The sequence below is a fragment of the Paenibacillus sp. NN59 genome (genome assembly GCF_057597225.1).
This window is the reverse complement of the sequence record NZ_CP199678.1, coordinates 3,951,035-3,971,050: the sequence shown is the minus strand read 5'-3', so window position 1 is coordinate 3,971,050 and position 20,016 is coordinate 3,951,035. Positions and strand designations below refer to the sequence as shown.

General features: G+C 46.1%; 18 protein-coding genes. 9 read left to right on the top strand and 9 right to left on the bottom strand.

Features of this window, described 5'->3' with window-relative positions; translation table 11 throughout:
* Positions 1-53: 53 nt before the first annotated feature.
* From ACT89M_RS17410 to ACT89M_RS17400, 3 genes are all read right to left on the bottom strand, one after another.
* Entirely contained in the window at positions 54-410 is a 357-nt protein-coding gene (locus ACT89M_RS17410; protein WP_154983637.1) for an MGMT family protein, read from the bottom strand.
* A 165-nt stretch (positions 411-575) separates the two neighbouring features.
* Positions 576-1,307 carry an RluA family pseudouridine synthase gene (locus ACT89M_RS17405; RefSeq protein WP_253493594.1) on the bottom strand — a complete coding sequence of 244 codons (732 nt, stop codon included), beginning with the start codon at positions 1,305-1,307 and terminating at the stop codon, positions 576-578.
* 2 nt (positions 1,308-1,309) lie between these two features.
* Complete coding sequence (locus ACT89M_RS17400; RefSeq protein WP_090917045.1) at positions 1,310-2,173, bottom strand: class I SAM-dependent methyltransferase; 864 nt, start codon at positions 2,171-2,173, stop codon at positions 1,310-1,312.
* Between the two features lie 260 nt (positions 2,174-2,433).
* Between ACT89M_RS17400 and ACT89M_RS17395 the strand changes: the two genes are divergently transcribed.
* The 3 genes from ACT89M_RS17395 to ACT89M_RS17385 are packed head-to-tail and all read left to right on the top strand — an operon-like array spanning position 2,434 to position 4,310.
* The gene (locus tag ACT89M_RS17395; protein ID WP_221788235.1) at positions 2,434-2,886 is read left to right on the top strand and encodes a flavodoxin; all 453 of its coding nucleotides are present in this window, start codon (positions 2,434-2,436) and stop codon (positions 2,884-2,886) included.
* On the top strand, positions 2,835-3,698 hold the full coding sequence (locus tag ACT89M_RS17390; protein ID WP_253493596.1) for a hypothetical protein: 864 nt from the start codon (positions 2,835-2,837) through the stop codon (positions 3,696-3,698). The genes ACT89M_RS17395 and ACT89M_RS17390 overlap by 52 nt, the downstream gene beginning before the upstream one ends.
* Positions 3,699-3,743: 45 nt before the next feature.
* Positions 3,744-4,310 carry a nitroreductase family protein gene (locus tag ACT89M_RS17385; protein WP_154957536.1) on the top strand — a complete coding sequence of 189 codons (567 nt, stop codon included), beginning with the start codon at positions 3,744-3,746 and terminating at the stop codon, positions 4,308-4,310.
* Positions 4,311-4,373: 63 nt separating this feature from the next.
* Here ACT89M_RS17385 and ACT89M_RS17380 read toward each other — a convergent pair whose 3' ends face one another.
* Both ACT89M_RS17380 and ACT89M_RS17375 read right to left on the bottom strand, forming a co-directional pair.
* Complete coding sequence (locus tag ACT89M_RS17380; RefSeq protein WP_253493599.1) at positions 4,374-5,831, bottom strand: 4-hydroxyphenylacetate 3-hydroxylase family protein; 1,458 nt, start codon at positions 5,829-5,831, stop codon at positions 4,374-4,376.
* A gap of 193 nt (positions 5,832-6,024) precedes the next feature.
* Positions 6,025-6,177 carry a DUF1540 domain-containing protein gene (locus tag ACT89M_RS17375; RefSeq protein ID WP_090917035.1) on the bottom strand — a complete coding sequence of 51 codons (153 nt, stop codon included), beginning with the start codon at positions 6,175-6,177 and terminating at the stop codon, positions 6,025-6,027.
* A gap of 363 nt (positions 6,178-6,540) precedes the next feature.
* Here ACT89M_RS17375 and ACT89M_RS17370 point away from each other — a divergent pair, with 363 nt between their 5' ends.
* Positions 6,541-7,353, top strand: a complete 813-nt coding sequence (locus ACT89M_RS17370; protein ID WP_487344765.1) for an AAA family ATPase — start codon at positions 6,541-6,543, stop codon at positions 7,351-7,353.
* Between the two features lie 71 nt (positions 7,354-7,424).
* Here the strand turns inward: ACT89M_RS17370 and ACT89M_RS17365 are convergent, their stop codons facing one another.
* Both ACT89M_RS17365 and ACT89M_RS17360 read right to left on the bottom strand, forming a co-directional pair.
* On the bottom strand, positions 7,425-8,906 hold the full coding sequence (locus ACT89M_RS17365; RefSeq protein WP_308723375.1) for a HAMP domain-containing sensor histidine kinase: 1,482 nt from the start codon (positions 8,904-8,906) through the stop codon (positions 7,425-7,427).
* On the bottom strand, positions 8,891-9,577 hold the full coding sequence (locus ACT89M_RS17360) for a response regulator transcription factor (RefSeq protein ID WP_090917028.1): 687 nt from the start codon (positions 9,575-9,577) through the stop codon (positions 8,891-8,893). The genes ACT89M_RS17365 and ACT89M_RS17360 overlap by 16 nt, the downstream gene beginning before the upstream one ends.
* Positions 9,578-9,769: 192 nt before the next feature.
* Between ACT89M_RS17360 and ACT89M_RS17355 the strand changes: the two genes are divergently transcribed.
* The 5 genes from ACT89M_RS17355 (at position 9,770) to ACT89M_RS17335 (ending at position 18,233) form a co-directional block, all read left to right on the top strand.
* Positions 9,770-10,489, top strand: a complete 720-nt coding sequence (locus tag ACT89M_RS17355; protein WP_253493622.1) for a YceI family protein — start codon at positions 9,770-9,772, stop codon at positions 10,487-10,489.
* Positions 10,490-10,839: 350 nt separating this feature from the next.
* On the top strand, positions 10,840-15,213 hold the full coding sequence (locus ACT89M_RS17350) for a glycosyl hydrolase 53 family protein (protein ID WP_308723374.1): 4,374 nt from the start codon (positions 10,840-10,842) through the stop codon (positions 15,211-15,213).
* A gap of 177 nt (positions 15,214-15,390) precedes the next feature.
* Positions 15,391-16,434, top strand: a complete 1,044-nt coding sequence (locus ACT89M_RS17345; protein WP_308723373.1) for an SPFH domain-containing protein — start codon at positions 15,391-15,393, stop codon at positions 16,432-16,434.
* A 238-nt stretch (positions 16,435-16,672) separates the two neighbouring features.
* Complete coding sequence (locus ACT89M_RS17340) at positions 16,673-17,692, top strand: diacylglycerol kinase catalytic domain-containing protein (RefSeq protein ID WP_373323315.1); 1,020 nt, start codon at positions 16,673-16,675, stop codon at positions 17,690-17,692.
* A 199-nt stretch (positions 17,693-17,891) separates the two neighbouring features.
* Positions 17,892-18,233, top strand: a complete 342-nt coding sequence (locus ACT89M_RS17335; protein WP_308723372.1) for a cupin domain-containing protein — start codon at positions 17,892-17,894, stop codon at positions 18,231-18,233.
* A 225-nt stretch (positions 18,234-18,458) separates the two neighbouring features.
* Here the strand turns inward: ACT89M_RS17335 and ACT89M_RS17330 are convergent, their stop codons facing one another.
* Positions 18,459-18,758, bottom strand: coding sequence for a metal-sulfur cluster assembly factor (locus ACT89M_RS17330; RefSeq protein WP_145413227.1), 300 nt, complete (start codon positions 18,756-18,758; stop codon positions 18,459-18,461).
* A 25-nt stretch (positions 18,759-18,783) separates the two neighbouring features.
* Positions 18,784-20,016 carry a hypothetical protein gene (locus ACT89M_RS17325; RefSeq protein ID WP_341181008.1) on the bottom strand — a complete coding sequence of 411 codons (1,233 nt, stop codon included), beginning with the start codon at positions 20,014-20,016 and terminating at the stop codon, positions 18,784-18,786.

The following is a 20,016-nucleotide window of genomic DNA, read 5'->3' as shown; positions in this document are numbered from 1 at the left end:
TCTTTTTTTGTTTTACAGATGACATATCACTAAGCAAACGAAAGAATATACTGTCATTCATTTTCATCTTTAATTGAAGTCACATCATGCAGTAACCAATCTGGATCAGGTTCATAACCGAAACGTTGGAGATCGATGCTCCCATCCAGCTGGAATTCCACACCTTCACTGACAAGCTCGGTTTCCTGCATCATGCGTGATGCTTCATCGGTTATGGCAATTTGTCCTTTCGCATTGACGACCCGATGCCAGGGTAAGCGTTCCTTCCGGCTCATAGAGTGCAGAATACGAACGACCTGTCTTGCCGCCCTTGGGCTTCCAGCGCAGGCTGCAATCTGTCCATACGTCATTACCTTTCCTTCAGGGATCGCAGCAATAATGGCGACAACCTGCTGTGTGAACGGGGTCATGAATATCGGCTCCTGTCTTAGAAGATTAAATATTGAACGCAGATAGAAGGAGTTGTTATATGATTTTTCGATTAAAAAAGTGTCGCCCGGATGTAGCATCCGAACGACACGTTACAGGTGCAGAAAGCTACTGCTTCTAGTTGATCCAATCTGCTTATATGCAGTTTATATCTTCAATGTGAAAGCTTTTTCGTATATATCCATAGGCCATTCAGCCCAAGGAAATTCTCGCGCAGGCAGGGACTGTAGCACAACTTCCTCTTTGGTGACAGGATGGGGGAGTGCAGCAATGACAGACCATAACGCGATCTGTTGCCCCGGTTTGTTTATTTTGGCGCCATATTTCTGATCTCCGAATAGTGGACAGCCGGCTTCTTTCATCTGCACACGTATCTGATGGGAGCGACCTGTATGAAGCTCGATATGCACAAGGCTGTAACGATCGGTTTCTCCGACGACCTCGTAGTCTAGAACCGCATCTTTACCGCCAGGCGTACCTTTGGGTACAGCGGTTACGGTGTTTGTTTTGCTGTCTTTTAGCAGGGTGTGCTTCAACGTGCCCTGACGTGCTGGCAACTTGCCATGAACAACAGCTGCATAGATTTTACGGAAATGACGTCCACGCACGGTTTCGGACAATCGGGAAGCTGCTTTGGAGGTTTTGGCAAAGATCATGGCACCTCCAACCGGGCGATCCAGGCGATGCACCAGTCCCAGATATACATTGCCAGGTTTATTATAACGTTCTTTCAGATCCTGTTTGAGTAAAGTGAGCAGATCCGGATCACCGGAAGCATCTTCCTGCGTCGGGACATTCACCGGTTTTGTGATGCCTAACAGATGATTATCCTCATACAGAATCTCGATATCTCCAGTTTTTTGCACATCATGAGACATAATCAGGACTCCCAGCGGCCCAAAATACCGCAAGGCAGATCGAGACCGCTGCGTGTAATCGGCAATCCGATTTCTCCGGCAGTAATCTCTCCACCATACTTGGCAGACATCGTCATCGTCAGCATGTTTCGTAATACCGTTGAAGAGATACCTGTGGTATAAGAGTTCACTAGCATAAACAACGGATTATCCGAAAGAATCGTCATACAGGATTTCAGGAAAGGATAGAGGTTTTCCTCCAGTTTCCATGTTTCACCGTTCGGGCCACGTCCATAAGAAGGAGGGTCCATAATAATCGCATCGTATTTGTTACCACGGCGCTGTTCGCGCTGTACAAATTTGAACACATCATCGGTGATGAAACGAACAGGTCGATCAGCAAGTCCGGACAATTGCACATTTTCTTTCGCCCATTGGACCATACCTTTCGCTGCATCACAGTGTACAACAGAAGCGCCAGCGTACGCGGCTGCTACGGTTGCTCCGCCAGTGTAGGCAAATAGATTCAAGACAGAGATGGGGCGTCCTGCATTCGAAATTTTATCCATCATCCAGCTCCAGTTGGCAGCTTGCTCCGGGAACAAGCCGGTGTGTTTGAAGCTTGTCGGTTTAATATGGAATTTCAGGTTTTCATATCCGATCGTCCAGCGTTCAGGAATGGGCTTTTTCATATCCCAGTTTCCGCCGCCAGAAGAGCTGCGGTGATAGTGACCGTGAGCTTGGCGCCATTCATGGGTTTCTTGTTCAAGTGGCCAGATGATCTGTGGGTCAGGTCTGCGCAAGATGACATCTCCCCAGCGTTCGAGCTTCTCGCCGCCTCCTGTATCAATTACTTCATAGTCTTTCCAGTTCTTAGCTACGTACATAGTGGTTTATCCATCCTTCAAAATTCATTTGGATACTATTGTACAACAAAAAAGGGGCTGTACGCCAGTTAGCCTCAGGGGATTAAGGCAATGTGCAGACGACGAATTTCGACATATCATAAAATGAAGATCTGAATAAAATTAATTTGACAATGATAATCATTATCACTTATGATTTTGATATTGCAATATGCAATCGACGCGAAACGTAATTTAAGGAAATTCAATCCATATAACGAAACCAAAGTGAGGGACAATAGATGGCTAAATGGTTAGTGGCGTACGCCAGTATGACAGGCAACACAGAAGAGATTGCGGAACTCATTGTGGAAGGCATTACAGCAAGTGGTCATGAAGCTGACTTGAAATCCGTAACCGACTTTAATGCCGCAGAAGTTTTGAATTATGAGGGCTTTATGATTGGTGTGTACACATGGGGAGATGGTGAACTGCCGGATGAATTTCTGGACTTCTATGAAGAACTGGATGAGCTTGATTTGCATGGAAAGAGAGCGGCTGTCTTCGGAAGCGGAGATACGTCCTATGAACAATTTTGCGGAGCAGTTGATCTAACAGCGGAGAAGCTGAAGGAACGTGGGGCGGAAGTATCACCAGAGATGTTGAAAATTGAATACAGTCCGCTGGAGCAGGAAAAAGAATCATGCCGGGATTTCGGCAGACGTTTTGTTACTGCTGGTGCGGAGATATCCTGATCGAAATGTTACAGCGTGATGCCTATACAGCAAAGGCTCAGGGGAGCGATGGGCTCCCTGAACGTTTGCTTGAGGACTATAAGCTGGAAGAGATGTTGCGTAGCCCGCACCGGTTTATCCGCCCTGAACCTTCGGCTGAGCAACGTCCAGCGCTACAATGGAGACATCGTGTGCAATATGCGGTGAGCCATGCCATTAATCATTTTTACAGTGTGGACCCTGACGTACGCAAAGAAATTCCGATTCAATATGTACTCGAAAAATGGTGGCCTAGAAAAGCGGACGGTTTTGATTCCGTTCTACATTACTGGGATGTAAAGCACAAAATGATTGATGAACTGTCCCTGGCCATTGCAGCGAATGATGACTTGAAGCGGCCTGCGATCTTGTTTGAACAATGGAAAACAGAAGTACCTTCTTTACAGATGTCTTTATCCGTCATCTTTCAGGCGGCTTGGCAGCCGGAAGGCTGGGATGCACTGCTTGTTCAGAAATATATGGTGGTCCATGATGCCAACGTTGTGGAAGCCTTTCAACATATGGTCAGTGTGTTTTGCTGGGAAGCATTTGGCAAGTTGCCAGGTATGATTGAAATTTACTGTCTGCTGGAAGGGCGGAAGATCAGGTACATACCAGGTCGCCAATCATTACAGCGTTCGATGGATTATATCCGTCTTGTTCGGGATAGCATTCCCAAAGCCGAGAAGCAAGAATCAGAGCACTTTACCTCAAAGGATAAGATCCGTGTGCATGAAGAAGTGGACCGTTGGAGAACGGAAGGGACGAAGCCACAAAAAACATGGTTGATGTGACACTCGAAGCTGTTGATAACACTTATTTCGGAGGAGGGAGTACAGGTGACGACGTTATTCAGGCAAGATATCGGTAATGGAAAAAGAAGAGCAGGAACATGTGAGTTCAGCTCCATGCCTGTACCTCAAGCTGTCATAAGAAAGTTGCTGGATGAAGCTGATCCATCATTATATGTTATGAGTTCAGCGCCCTGGCGTTTTATGCTGTTTTCCGGTGAAGGGCGACAGCTCTATATGGAAGCTGTCAGACAGAGCTATCCGCCTCATCTTGCAGATTCTCACGGGAGCTGGGCTGCGTATCAATACACCGAAGCGATCCCAGCTCATTTGGTGGTGGTTGCCCCCGGCAATTCTCCAGAGGATCATGTTTTGCCTGCGAAGGCATGGAGCAAACGATTCTCTATTCTGGCTGCTGAACAGGGGGTACACGCCGTCTGGAAGATGAATGATTATCAGCAACATCCCGTATTCATGAACTTGATGGGACTTACATCGAGCGAAAGGGTGCTCGGCGTATTTCACATCGGTTACGGTGAGCAGTGTGGATTACCCAGTGTGGCAACAGGTAGACCAGCTTCAGAACTCATGACGGTATATGACCATTTGGTGTGAAGGGCAACGAGCCTGACAGCTGCGTTGCCGGGGTGCGCTTACGGATATTTGATTCAGTGAATGTTACCGTGCAAGGTTTCCGAGGAACTGACGAACACGTTCTCGCTGAGAATGATCTTGAGAACTGGCTTTATATAAGCGATTTGAAACGGTAATGTTGTTACCAAAGAAAAATCGTTCAAACTGAGTCTGTCTGCCTCCAAATGAACCTGCACCAAGTTCCCAGATCAGGCGAAACAGTGCGTTTCGTTCTTTGGATTCCATGTCGGAGCCTTTGAGGTAGACGTTTAAAGAGTCAGCTGTTCCGGACTGGAAATCCTCTTCCTGAGGAACCATGATCATGCCGCTGGAACTGAGCAACTGCAATATCTCGATCATTTCAGGATACAGTTTCGGATAGAGAAGATTGGCAGCCATAAGCGGTTTAGGCGCTGGCAGGATATATCCTCGTCCGTCCGGTATTGCGCCTGCCTCAGCAGCTAGAGCAAGTGCTTTTAAGGATTCAAGACCTGCGAGAGCACGTGCAGTTTTTTCTAAAACATGCGCCTCGTTCGACAGATCAAGCGTATCGGTTAATAGTTGAATGGTGCCGAGCATAAATTCGGTTTTGGCAATATAACGACATAACACCTGATGCCCCGCATGGATATGGAAGTTACTGCCGCTGAAAAGAGTCGAAGACATCTGCTCATGACCTGCAAAAAAAATGCGGTTATGCGGCACAAGCACGTGGTCAAAGATGACGATATTGTCCATCTCCTCATATCTGGAGCTTAAGGGGTAATTGTAGTTGGATTCAGCTGCATACGTATCTCGGCAGATCAGAGTGATGCCAGGCAGATCATTAGGAACTGCAAACGAAAAAGCAAATGGATTTTCATCATCAAAAGGTGCAGGAGAAGGTGATGGATAGACAAAAATTTCATCTGAAGTAGCAGCCTGTGTGGCCATCATAAATGCACCGTTTATAATGAGTCCTTCATCAGTCCGATCAACAACCTTGGCAGCGATGGCATCTTCAGTAGCATCCATCTGTCCTGAAATTTTACTGGCATGTGGCTGAATAAAGGCATGGGATAGTGTGATGTCATGATCACGACAATAGGCGTAGTAATTTCTCAGATTTTCAGCATATTGTGGGGAGAGATCGTTCAACAAGTCGGCAGCGGTAAAAAACGCCATCATCGCTGTGTTCATGTAATCGGGTGAGCGTCCCAGAAAACCGTGATGAGTCTGAGCCCATATCGTCATCGCTTCACGGCGTTTGCGGAGATCGTTGACGCTGGTTGGAGGCAGGAAGGACATTCCTACAGGCTTTCCATCGGTAGGAGAAGGATACGTCATAAGTTCTGTAAGGTGAGGGTCATACTGCAGGTCGTACATATTCATTTGAGTTTTCATCAAACCGGAGAAGGCGATGTGCTCGGAGCGTTTAGCAGTAAGCAGTTCTCCTTTATACCAGCAGGGTACGGTCTGGGCGTTAATTCGTTCACAATACTGCATGCCGGTTTTAGCGGGCATAGTTCTTCACCTCTTGGTCATGGTTCATGAGCACATTTATTTCTATCCTATACTACGTGAAGCTGTTGTCTAATGTGCTACGGACCATGGGGTGAAAAATTTGCATCGAGGGCTTGATAATAATTATCATTCTTGCTACAATAAACAAAGAAAAAGGAACCCGAGTGGGCTCCTTGGAATGAAACAGATCTTTTTATTTAACTTCAAACGTTTTGCAGTCTGTTTCAGCAGACTCGCTTGCTTCTTTGGAAGCGTGGCTCACGATGTAGATGGAAGAAGCATTACATTTGTTTTCTTGAGCCCAGTGACGACAGGAGTTTACTTCACACAATACGTCTTTTGCCATGATTGTTAACCTCACTTTTAGTTGGATTTACATTCGTTGGTATAAAGATCCGGATTCGCAAGTTGCCGCTTGAGAATCTGGAACAATTTTCACGCTCTCATGAATTTGGAGGGCTTTTTTGTGTTATACACAACGATGCACTTTCAGAATAGCAAATTTTGCTTTCCCATGCAACTGAATGGCGGCTCAGGAGACATACGGATGCAGATCAGGAGTCTAATCTTTGCAAAGAGGCATCTGTATGTTATTATTTAATAGTAAAAATTACGATTAATTAGCAAGCAGTCCCGCAACAACAAAATCTTTAACAATAAATAACGACGATACGAATGACTATCTTTTTTGAAGGAGCTACATATACACATGAGTAAATTGAATCACGCAAACCGCATCCCTCGTGCAAAAGGAATCGATATGGCGGCATTCTTCACGCCGAAGGAATGTAAACGAAAAGCACAACATATTGTCTTCTCGGCGGAAAATGAACGCATTGTCGAAGAGTTCATTACGATTCTTGGCATGAAAGAAAAGTTCAGGGAACATGATGTATCCATCCCTAATAAAATGGTCATGTTTGGCCCTCCCGGCACAGGGAAAACGTTAACCGCGTCATATCTGGCTCAGAGATTGGAACTGCCTCTTGTACTGGTCAGGCTGGATGCCCTTATTCACAGCCACTTGGGAGAAACGGGAAGTAACGTACGCAAGTTGTTTGAATATGCTCGCCTTAATCCTTGCGTATTGTTTCTTGATGAATTTGATGCCATTGGCCGGACAAGGGAAAGTAACGACGAGGTAAAAGAGATGGCCAGGGTGGTGAATACCCTTTTGCAATGTTTGGATGAATTCGAAGGGGACAGCATTCTGGTTGCTGCCACGAATCTGGAGACACAGCTTGATCATGCGATCTGGCGCCGATTTGATACCAAGATGACGTACGCGATGCCAGATGAAGATAGCCGCAGACTGTACATTAGCAAACTGGTTGGAACGTTTGAACAGGAGCACAAGCTGGAGGATTATATTTGTGAACGTCTGGCTGGCTGCAGCTATGCGGATGTGGAGCAGATTGTGTTAAAAGCAAAGCGTAAAGCTATTATTGGAAGCCGTGCTCTGCACAGGCAGTTGATCTCTGATGCGTACGAGGAATACAGACCCCGAGTGCTACAAGGGTAGAGGTGAAGTCAGTACCTCGGCGAATAATGAAAGCCCGGCTTCCTTTTTGTAAGGAATACCGGGCCTTTTTATTACAATGCTGATTTGGCTTTGACAGGTGAACGATAGGTTTTCTCTGGAATAGATGTTTCCTGCTGAGCAATCCAGCGTGGCAAGCTTAATCTAAACGTACTTCCATCTGGACTGCTGGAAACGAGGGTTAACGTACCACCTTGCTCCTGTGCAAGAAGACGGCTGTATGTTAAACCGAGACCCAAGCCACGATTACGGCGTTTTTTCAACTCTCCCCGATAGAATCGTTCGAATATGTTACGCTGATCCTCTATGGAAATTCCCGTGCCGTTGTCCTGCACATCGACATGTAACATGTCTTCCTCTACGCTTAAATGCATCTGGAAGAGGGCTTGTTGGCCAGGTATTGTGGCATGCAGTCCATTGTTAAGCAAATTTACAATAATCTGCTGGATCCGGAGCGCATCACCCATCACGTATAGTGCGTCTGACGGCGCATGAAGCTGAACTTCTGGCATATGTTCCTCATAGGCAATTTTCCATTGGTAAATGATCTCGCCTACAAGCAACTTCAGGTCGGTACGTTCCTTCCGAACAGCAACACTTCCAGCGGTCATGGCATTATAATCCAGTAGATCCGCAATCATTCGTTCCATGCGTTCTGATTCTTTCAGAGCAATATCCAGAAACTCTTTGCCTTCCTGCGGACTGACGACATCGTCGCGAACAGCCATCACCAATCCTTTGATCGAGGTGACAGGCGTTTTGAGCTCATGACTAACGCCTGCGAGAGAGAGTGCACGCCATTCTTCGAGTTGACGCAGACGGGTTGCCATGTCCCCAAAAGAACCTACAAGTTCGTTCATTTCCCGTTCACGTGTTTTAATATCTAGGTTTACATCATAATTTCCACCGCGGATCTGTTCTGCCGCGTAAGCGACCTGACGAATCGGTCTAGATAGTTTGCTCGACAGGAGATAAATCGTGAACCAGCCGCAGAGAATAAGGCCTCCAAAAATCAATGCGACGAGCCAGACCGTTTCAGGACCGAAGGTGATAGATTGTTTGGATTGCATGACCCATACTTTGCCAATCGTTTGATTCCCGTCAGCAATATCTACCGTTACACCAGCATACTTGCTGTTACGCGGTTCAAGAAAATCATCGGACAGTCGGTAATAAACATCCTCTTGTTGCATTTTTGGCTGGGAGAAAATCAGTTTGTTGTTATTGTCGAGCACCATGACGCAAAAATAGTTATCGGTATTAAACAGCTTCTCCCGGCTGCTTACGATCGTATTCAGATCAGGTGGTACCTGAAGCTTATGATCTTTCACGGTTACTCGATCAGCGATCTCCCATCCGAGTAGCTCAGCCGTTTTCAAACTTTTCTCAATCGATGTTGTTCTTATCCAGTACAGCGCACCCGCAGCAATTACGGAGAAGCCGATACATAAAATCAGAAAGTAACGTAGTGTCCAATGTGACAAAATAGATGTTGTTCGTTTGGGTTTGGTTGATGATGTTAGTTGGCGATCCAAAATTGATACCCCATTCCTCGCAACGTCCGGATTTCTCCTGTGTCTGTTGTCCAGTGAGAGAGTGCCTGACGCAGTCGTTTGATCGATAGATCCACAGCACGATCACTGCCTTCATAATCGAGTCCCCAGACTTGTTCAATCAGATGATCTCTAGTGAATGTGCGGTTGGGATACTCGGACAGAAAAATAAGAAGAGACAAGTCACGTGGTGTGAGTGCGACCTCCGCACCGTTCAGTAGCACTTGCTTAGCCGCAAGGTCAATGACCAGATTGCCAAAAGAACGCTTGTCCTGCCCTCCGGAAGTCCAGTGCGGGTTCCGCCGCAGTACAGCGTTCACGCGTGCAACCACTTCTTCAGGTACAAACGGTTTGCTCATATAATCGTCAGCACCGGCATTCAAACCGTTAAGCCGATCTGTAATATCGTCCAGTGCAGTTAACATAATGACGGGACAAGCACTCTTTTCCCGAATAATTCGTAACAGATCCCATCCATCCATTCCGGGTAGCATAACATCGAGTAATACGATAGAAGGATTTTCGGAATCAAAAAGGGTTAAAGCAGTCTTGCCATCCGCTGCATGATGAACTTCAAATTCAGCTTTTCTCAGATAAGCAGCTAGAACGCGTGCGATTGCTTGCTCATCCTCTACGATGAGTACAGATTTCAAACAGGGTGTTCTCCTTTCACAGACAAGCTTGTGTACTGATTTTACATGAGGCGGGACATAAAGCCAATCCTGTTTTCACATTTTGAAAAAAAATGAAAAAGAATTTCATCTTGACTTCTTCCTGACACATTGGACTGTTACTATCCATATCAAGAGGTAACGAAACCATACTGTACTGGAGGAATAATAGAGATGAGTAAAAAGGCCAAAACGTGGATTATTACAGGGGTAGCAGCAGTAGCCATCATTGGTGGGGGCGGTTATTACTTTGCAAATAGTTACTTGGGTAACAATGTTGAGATTGAACAGGTACTTCCGGCAAACGCGGCTGCATCCACTACAGCTGCAGATAGCGGCACGGGCAAAGCAGTGGAAAATAAAAAGGTTGGAGCAGACCAGCTGAACGGAGACTGGAATATCAGTCAGGGGTCGAAAGTATATTTCTCAGTAACCACTTCACAAGAAACCGTAAATTTTGTGGACGAGCAGGTTAGCGGGAAATGGACGATTAATGTGAATGACCCGGCCCAGTCGAAAGCAGAAGGAACAATCGAGGTAAACGGCATTGATTCTGGTAATGGACAGCGCGACGAGCATGTGAAAAGTGCAGACTTCTTCGATATGGCTAAACATCCGCAAGCAACATTCAAAGCGACTTCATTTGAAGGTCTGCCTTCGGAATGGACAGAAGGACAGACGGCTGATTTGAAAATGAAAGGCACACTTAACGTAAGAGGCATTGAAAAGGAAGTTACGTTTGACGCTAAAGCGGCTTATCAAAATAATGAAGTGCTGTTGTCAGGCACAACAATGGTTACATTCGAAGATTTTGGTATGAAAAATCCACACTCGGTTGTGCTTTCTACTGAAAATGATATCCAGGTTCGTCTTGAATTGAAGCTGGCGAAATAATAGATGGATTTAAACTATTCTATTGAAATATTCTAGTAAAGAATTCTATTGAACGATTTTAATATAGTAAGCCACTAAATCTGTTGTGTTCCGCCTCCGGGCGGGCAAACAGATTTTTTGCTTTTGATATTTTTGTTGGGAAAAAGAATACACCTGTTCATCTCCCTGAGGCTGGAAAATAAGGATTACGCTAGGCTGGATTATGGTTAGAAAAGTCGACATTGTTAAAAAAACTGCTGTTTCCTTTGCATAATGCCGTGTTGCTAAGGATCATGAAGCGCTTACAATGGGGAGGATTCATGACATTCATTGATCCAAGCACAAACAAACACAAGAAGGGGAGATCAAGGGTGAACAAAAGGTACATAAGCGGCTGTCTTGTTTTGTTGTTGTTATTCTGTGATCTGGGTCTGATTGCCAGGCCCGCAGAGGCGGCAAAAAATAATATCGCGCTGAACAAAACGGTAACGGTGAGTTCGGATGAAAAAAGATGGGGAGGCGATAAAACGCATCTGGTAGATGGGGATGCGAGCACCTATTGGAGTACAGAAACGGGAGTAACTGCTGAAAAACCGGAGTGGGTCATCATAGATCTGGGTGAAACGTACAATCTATCCGGAGCGGAAATAACATGGAGAGACAGTACGGTAGTGAAGTATACGGTTGAAACGTCTGCTGACCAGCAGCATTGGTCTACCGTTACGGATCAAAGTGATAATGCAGATGCGAAACAGATTGCTGATCTGACATTTCAACAAAATAATGTACGATACATTAAGCTCAACATAGCCTTTTATAAAGAGGGCGGAGCTTGGCCACAAATATTGGAGTTTAAAGTGTGGGGAGAATCGGAGGGCATGGAACCGGCTAATATTACCCATTTTGATTCCGTTCAAGTGAGCACACTTCCACGAAGTGCGCCGATTCTGCCTGCGGAAGTCAAGGCCAACTATAAGAATGATAAGTCGGGTCTCGTTCCTGTCACATGGGACAGCGTTGATCCAACGAAATATGAAAAAACAGGTTCATTCTCTGTCACGGGTACCGTATATGGTACGAATCTTAAACCCGAAGCAACAGTTGCTGTACAAGGTTATCGTTCCGATTATGTGAGGGGCGTCGATATTTCCACACTCACGGCTATCGAGGATAAAGGTGGAAAATACCTGGATATCAACGGCACCGAGCGGGACTTGCTTGATATTCTCAAAGATCGAGGTGTCAATTATGTACGTCTGCGGTTGTGGAATGACCCACAAAAATCAGGCGGCTATAACGATAAAGCTGACGTCATCACCATGGCCGTACGCGCGAAGCAAAAAGGGTTAAAGGTGCTGCTGGATTTCCATTACTCCGATGAGTGGGCACACCCGGGTCAACAGCTCAGACCGAAAGCGTGGGAAAAGTTAAGTTTCGAAGAGCTTAAGCAAGCGGTGTATGATTATACGGTTGAAGTCGTTGGGGATCTGAAGAAGGCAGGAGCCATGCCGGATATGGTGCAGATTGGTAACGAGATCAACAGTGGTCTCCTCAATGGACTAAGCAGCGATGTGAATTTTGAGGGAAATGCAGCTTTGCTGAAGCAGGGAATCAACGGGGTTCGCGCAGTTGAAGGAAACGTTAATGCAGCTGATCGGGCGAAGATCATGATTCATCTGGCTGAAGGTGGCAAGGCAGAGACATTCAAATGGTATTTTGAGGAGTTGAAAAAACAAGGACTGGGCTCCGATTATGACATCATTGGACTATCCTATTATCCGTTCTGGCACGGGACATTTGCCGATGTGCAGAAAACGATGAACGAAGTTTCAGCAGCCTTTGGGAAAGATGTCATTATAGCTGAAACGTCTTATCCGTTCACTTATAAAAACGGGGACGCGCATGGAAATATTATCGGTTCGGATCAAGCGCTCTTTCATGGTGGAGCCACATTCCCGGCAACAGTGCAAGGTCAATACGATGCCATCGCTGGCATCATGGATTTGATTGCCAATGTACCGAATAATCGCGGTGCAGGTTTCTTTTACTGGGAGCCGGCATGGATTCCGGCAGATGTAGGCTGGATTGCATCCGAAGGCGATGCGTGGGAGAACCAGGGCATGTTTGATTACGATGAGTATCCAGCGAATGGCGGGCATTCTTATGAAGGAAGAGCGTTATGGTCACTCGATGTGTACAAAAGAGGAATGGAACAGATGCCGACAGATCGGCAGCAGCTCGCAGCGGCACTGACACGAGCAAACTCGCTTGTAGAAAGTGATTTTACACCAGAAAGCTGGGGCAGTCTGGCTCCTGCAATTGTTGAAGCTAAAGGGGTATACGCCAAAGCGTATACGTCAGGTGGTGTGAGTCAAGAGGAAACCGATGCTGCATCAGCATCTTTGGAAAATGTGATGTTACAGCTTGGCGTGATTACACCAGAACTGGAGCCACTTCAAGCGGCAATTGCAGAAGCAGAGAAGATTCAACGGAATAACTGGTCGGATGCAACATGGAGCGTATTCAGTAAAGCACTGGAACATGCAAAATCCGTTGTGGCTAACTCACGAGCTACTCAGACTGATGCAAATAAAGCGGTAGAGCGTCTCGAAGCAGCCATTAAGGGCTTGTCTGACGTGGATAAAACAGAACTGCACCAGTACATTCAGCTCATGCAGCTGGAAAATGAATCTTCATATACACACCGCAGCTGGTCAGTTCTACAGCAAGCTTTACAGGCTGCTATTCAGGTGAGAGACCAAGCAGATGCGATGCAATCTCAGGTAAATGCAGCACTGGATACATTAAAACAAGCTTTTACAAATCTGGTTAAACTAGAAGCCTTGACCACGTGTAAAACCGCTACTGCATATAGTAGTGCTGGAAATGGAGGCGGTAAAGACAACGCCCCGTCAGGTGCAATTGATGATAATCCAAATACGTCATGGGGAACGGATCAGGGCCCGGGTAACGATACTTGGTGGAAGGTGGACTTGGGACAGGTTGCCAATCTTCGGAAAATTGAAATGTCGATGTGGAGCGGTGGGATCAAATACAGAATAGATGTCTCCGATGATAATGAGCATTTCAAGACCGTAGTGGATACAACCAGTGATGTTGTCGTATCGACATCCCCAAGTCATGTTCTCCCCGAGGGAACAGATGGGCGTTATATTCGTGTAACCATTACAGCTGGTCCGACATGGGTTGGATTCATGGAATTTGAGGCATATGGCACAATTCCGGGTGACAGGACCGTATTGAAATCAACCGTTGCATCTGCGGAAGCATTGAAACAAACGGATTACACGGCCTCAAGCTGGAGTGTGTTCAGTAAAGCGTTGGGGCAAGCGCAGCAGTTGGTTCTGGATGCGGAAGCTACAGAAGAAGAGCTCACCAGTGCGGAACAACTTCTGAAGGAAGCCATGGCACAATTGGCACGTCAGACGACAAATCCGGGCACAGGACAGCCATCTCAGCCTAGTAATCCGTCCGGGTCATCGGCACCTTCAACAAGTACGGACAACCCATCAACTACTCCTCAGCCAACACCTGGTAGCGAAACTGCGAGCGGTTCTATTATTGTAAAAGGAACAGCAACTGGAGATGGCACATATGCGGTGCGTCCAAGTACAGCGGAGCTTGCTCAGGCCTTGAAATCAATGGACACAGGTAAACGTACATTGAAGCTGGTGGCCGATGTACCAGACAGTTCCAAAACAGTGAAGTTCCAAGTACCAGCAGGTCAGCTCTCTTCATGGGTTCGTTCAGAGGAAGTGCAGTCTATTGAGGTGGTTGCAGGCAAAACGACAGTTCGGATCCCGCTTCGGTCCCTGCCCCTCACGATTGCCGAGAACACAGGTACGTTTGACGTTATCGTTGCGGAAGGCTCAGCTGCGCAAGTGAACGATACCCAGCGAGCCAATATGGGCAATCATCCTGTAGTTGATGTGCAGATGCTGCTCAATAACAAGTCAATCCAGTGGGCTGACAAGACGGTTGAAGTGCTTTTGTCCGATGTGCAACCTGTCAAAACAGATCATACGGTCATGGTTGTCAACTCCATCTCAACAAACGGTGAACTCCATCCTGTGACGTATACGAAGTATGAGCAGACCACAGCTACGATGGCATTCAAGCCGTCTAAGCCTGGAAGTTACGTTATAACCAATATTGAAGTGCCGTTAACCGACTTGCAGCAACACGCCTGGGCAATTCAAGAGGTTCAACATCTCTATAGCAAAGGCATCATCGCGGGAATGAGTGACACACGTTTTGAACCGCAGGGTGAACTCACCCGTGCCCAATTTTTACAGATGCTCGTTAAAGGGATTGGCAAAACAAATCTCACTGATTCTTCGGTTACCCAACTACCGACAGACGTCAAGTCAGATCAATGGTATGCGGATGCGGTTCGCGCAGGTCTTGCAATGAACATTATTCAGGGCAGAGCGGACGGAACATTCGGTGCGAATGATCTCATTTCCCGGCAGGATATGGGTGTTATGCTACATCGAGCGATGGAAGCAGCAGAACGTAATAACAACTCTGCTACTGTAAACACGGGTCAGATGAAGTTCAGAGATCAAGCAGATATTGCCGATTATGCCAAAGACGCCGTGGCATTCATGTCGCATCTCGGTGTGCTAAACGGCTTGCCTGATAACACATTTGCTCCCAAGCAAACCGCTAATCGTGCGCAAGGTGCCGTTGCAGTAGCGAGATTGATGGAACAGCTGTATTAGAAACGGTAACTTGATTTAATGGAAAGTAAATAACATGTAGACAAGAAAGAGGTCGAATCCAAGATTCGGTCTCTTTTTTCGTGCGGAATTTGTTAATGTCGTATTGACAATATCGAGATCGTTTGTTATCATTTCGATAATATCAAAACGACATTAATAAGAAATGAGGAATGAGCCATGTTTGGATTCCGATTTGTAAAGTTTCAGCCGAGTGAATATGTTATGAAAGTGAAGAACGGCAAGGTACAGCGCCAAGGCGTGGGCTTATCTTTTTATTATTATGAGCCGACGACTTCGGTGGTTGTATTGCCTGTTTCTTCGGTGGATGTGCCGTTTATGTTTGAAGAGATTACAGCGGATTATCAGACGGTTACCGTACAGGGACAGCTTAGCTATCGCATTATGGATTACAGCAAGATTACACAGAGCCTGAATTACACGTACAATTTGCGCAAAAATCAATATATGTCTGACGATCCTCACAAGCTGGATCAGCGGGTGATTACCATAGCAAAAGTGCTCACGAAGAAATATTTGGAGCAGTTGCCGTTAAAAGAAGCGATTCAATCCAGCGAACGGCTTGCCAGCAACATGAAACGAGAGGTCGCACAACATGAAGAGTTGGAAAAGCTGGGCGTAGAGCTGATGAATCTATCCATTCTGGCTATTTTGCCAAACAAGGAAACGATGCGTGCGTTGGAGGCACAGGCGAGGGAAGAAATTTTAAGACAGGCAGATGAGGCTTTATATGTACGGCGCAATGCTTCCATTGAGCAGGAACGCCGTGTGAAAGAAAATGAACTGAATACCGAGATAGCGGTGGAGACGAAGAAACAACAGATTAGGGAAACCCAATTACAGGCCGAACGCTCGGTGAAACAGAAGCAGAACGAGATGGAACAGGAGCAGCTCCAGTTTAATACCGCGATGGAAGAGCGCAAGCAACAGTTAATCGAGCTCACCATTGCGAATCAGAATGCGGAAGCGGATGCCAAAGCGTATGAGATTGCAGCAGTCATGAATTCGCTTCAGCATGTACAGCCGAACGTATTACAGGCCATGGCCAATATGGGCATGAATTCGGATAAACTGATTGCACTTGCGTTCCAGGAACTGGCCGAGAATGCTGGCAAAATCGGGCAGCTGAATATCTCACCAGATCTGCTACAGGGTCTGATGGCACCAGCAGAAGGAAGAGGTAAGGGAGGGGCAACACGATGATTGTTGGATGGGGGAAACAAACCAATCTATCCGCTTCCAGAACACGGTTTATACGATCCAGTCGAGTTAGTCAAAACGTGTCAGATAATCAAGTCAATCTGGTGAGTCGGGCAAGTGAGACAAGTGAGACAAGTGAGACAAATGAAACAAGTGAGACAAGTTCAAAAATTCAAAAAAACCAAAAAAATCAATAATGGTTTTCCTTAAGTCAAAGGGAAAGCGGGAGGTGGAATCACAGATGGTTAAGATAAATGAACCCATGAGTGAGCATAAATTAATTTTGGTTAAGCGCAGAACCCGGCTGGAGGAAATGATTGTACGTTACAACACTGTACAGCAGGCTCAGTTTTACATTGAACGTCTTGGTGCTGACTTTAGCGATTACGTCGAGGAAGATCGCCGTTATAAGCAATCGATACAGCTTGCTCAGCAACAACTGAGTCAACTTGGACGTGTTCAGATGATTGACCGGGAGCATGTGCCAAACTTTATTTTTGGAGAGCAAGATATTGTAGTAGTGGTCGGACAGGATGGTCTGGTTGCCAATACGTTGAAGTATGTTACCGAGCAGCCGCTTATCGGTGTTAATCCAGATCCGATGCGGTGGGACGGGGTGCTGTTGCCTTTTACAGTGGAGGATTTAAGCTTCATTGTTCCAGACGTGATACGTAGACAGCGCTCGCTTAAGGAAGTCACCCTTGCCAAAGTTGAGCTGAATGACGGGCAGGTGCTGTACGGTGTCAATGATCTCTTTATTGGTCGGAAGACACATGTATCTGCCCGTTATGAAGTGCGTTTGGGAGCCTCCACTGAAAATCAATCATCCAGCGGTATTATTGTATCTACAGGCATGGGATCAACCGGATGGTTTAAGAGTGTGCTGGCTGGTGCTTCAGGTATTGTCCGTTCAGCGGCTTGGCAACATGTGAGCAGGGGGGAGCACCAGCAATTGACTAGTGATGAAAGATCAGTTGATTTAAGAGGAACGGCTTCTGAGGGAGGATTGAACAAGAACGAGTTTTCGTGGGATTCCCCTTATTTATATTTTACGGTACGTGAACCGTTCCCGAGTCGAACCACGGCGGCAAATCTCGTGTTTGGACAGATTCATGCGAAGCAACCCCTTCACATTGTTTCACAAATGCCGGAGGATGGAGTTATTTTCAGTGACGGGGTGGAGCAGGATTTTCTGGAATTTAACTCGGGTGTGCACGCAACGATTGGTTTGGCGGAAAAGAGAGGACAATTGGTAATATGAATGAGTTTCTTCTATTATAGTATGGATATATATTATATTGGTATTTGTTCTTGTATTTACTGATATATAAAACAAGTGATATTTTAGAATGTAAATCCTAAATTCACGCCTGCATTTTCTTGATTTGAATCAAGGAGTTGCAGGTTTTTTTGCGATAAGATGAATACATAACCAGAACAAATACAGGAGGATGATGATCATGAGTATCACGTCATTACAAGAAGTTAAAGCATACAGTACGGAACGTTTCACGAAACGGGTGTTGTTTCAACAAGGAGGCGGTGTAACCTTCATGCTTCATTTTCTGCCAGGACAACAGCTTCCCGTTCACAAACATCCCGGTGCAGACCTCACGTTGCTTGTTGTTGAAGGCAAGGGCACACTGATTCTGGACGGAATAGAGCATGAGATTCAGGCAGAAGATGTGGTATCCTGCGGAGGAGAGACGGAATTCGCGTTCCATAACACAAGTGATGCGGAAGTTCGTTTGTTCGTGGTATTGAATAAAGTGCCGGAAGCTTCTTACGCCAAGGATATCTAATATCCGATAGAGCCGGATGAATAATAGGGAATGGGGACTCCGCGAGGAGTTCTTTTTCTTTGGTGAAGTGCCTCTCCTTTCCGTGTGAAAAGGAACACATACAAAAACGTACCTTGGCCTGACTGGATCAGAGCTTGGGTACGTTTTTTCGGGTATTGATGTTCATCAGACAGAGTTGTTTGGACATATATCCTTGTGCCGACATCCTTAATTATAAACACCTGTTTAAAAATATCCGAGCATTTCTTTGGCTTCTCTGGACATCAGCTGCGGAGACCATTGCGGTTCCCATACCACCTGTACGTCAATATCGGTTTTGTCGGTATTTTCTTGTAAAACCCATTTCACCGCACCAACGATGGTGTCATGCAGCGGACATCCTGGCGTAGTCAGCGTCATTCGCACCTGAATGCGCTCAGGTTCTTCCTTTACTTCATACACAAGGCCGAGGTCAACGATGTTGACACCAAGCTCCGGGTCATATACTTCTTTTAAATACTCGAGTAAATGTGAGGTTTGTTCCATCTTTTCCACGCTCCAATCCATCTTGTTAACGTCTGAATACCAAGGCTATATTTGAAATATACACGATAGAGATCATAGACAGTAATGTTCCGCCAACCATCATCACTTCCGCCAAATTAATCAGAATACCGCTGACTAAGAGCAGACTGGCTGCGACCATCGCAAGTATTCCATGATTGATCCTTTTTTCACTTAACATGCCAGCCATGAGTGGAGTGCCAGGACGTCCGGCAAGCTTGCCGTATTTGTGGGTCCACCATAGAAAAGGCACGATTTTGGAAGCATACCCGAGGATCGTCAGAGATACCCAGCCTCCAAGGTATACCCAGCCAGTCAGAAGCACAACGCGTGAATCAAGGAGTAGCTCTACATCTTGCGCACTATAGATTAACAGAGCCATGGAATATACGAGCAAGGCACGGCCTACATAGACCGTCCAGCGGATTCCGGGGCCAGGGTTGCTTTTATGCCGTTTCTCCTGAATTTGCTCCAGATGATACACATAACAGATTAATGCTCCTGTCAAAAGCAAAAGCGCAAACCAGAGCAAGCCACCTTGGATACCTGTCAGGAATGCGATCACTCCTGTAATAACAGCAGCATTCCACAGGACCAGAACCATCTTTTGCAATCGGATAGAGAAATCATGGGACAAATAAAACATCGGCAGCATTTTGTAACTGAACCCGGTAATTAACATGCCAAACCATCCAAGGGTTCCCATCCAGATATGTGCGCCAAACAATCGTTGATGCAGACCATTCCAGTCGCCAAAAGCAAAATTCAGTCCCATCAGCATGCCAGATAATCCGGTAAGTACAAGATACAGACAGGCACATGCTGCACTGATCGTTACAGGGTTCCATATGGAAGCACGGTAGAGGGTGATACCCATGTTCAAGCCAAATAACAAAATGCCGGATAGTGCAAGCGTTGCTGAACCTGCAATCCAGATTACATCTGTGCGAATAAAACCAATCAACATGCCTGTAGCACCGACGGTGAACAAGAAATAGTGACAGTAACCAAGCACTGTACTATATATATTCGTTTGTAAAATGACATGTATCAACTGATAAACGGCACCCATCGCCAGCATGGTGGCCCATCCGAGTACGAACAAATGCGCATGAAACCAGCCTTCGGGTCCCCTTAATTCATCACCTAGCCAGCCTGTCAATGAGAGCAAGGAAAAGGCGTGATACATTACAAATCCAACGATGCCCGTGATGATAAAAAGAAACGGCAACCTGGACAT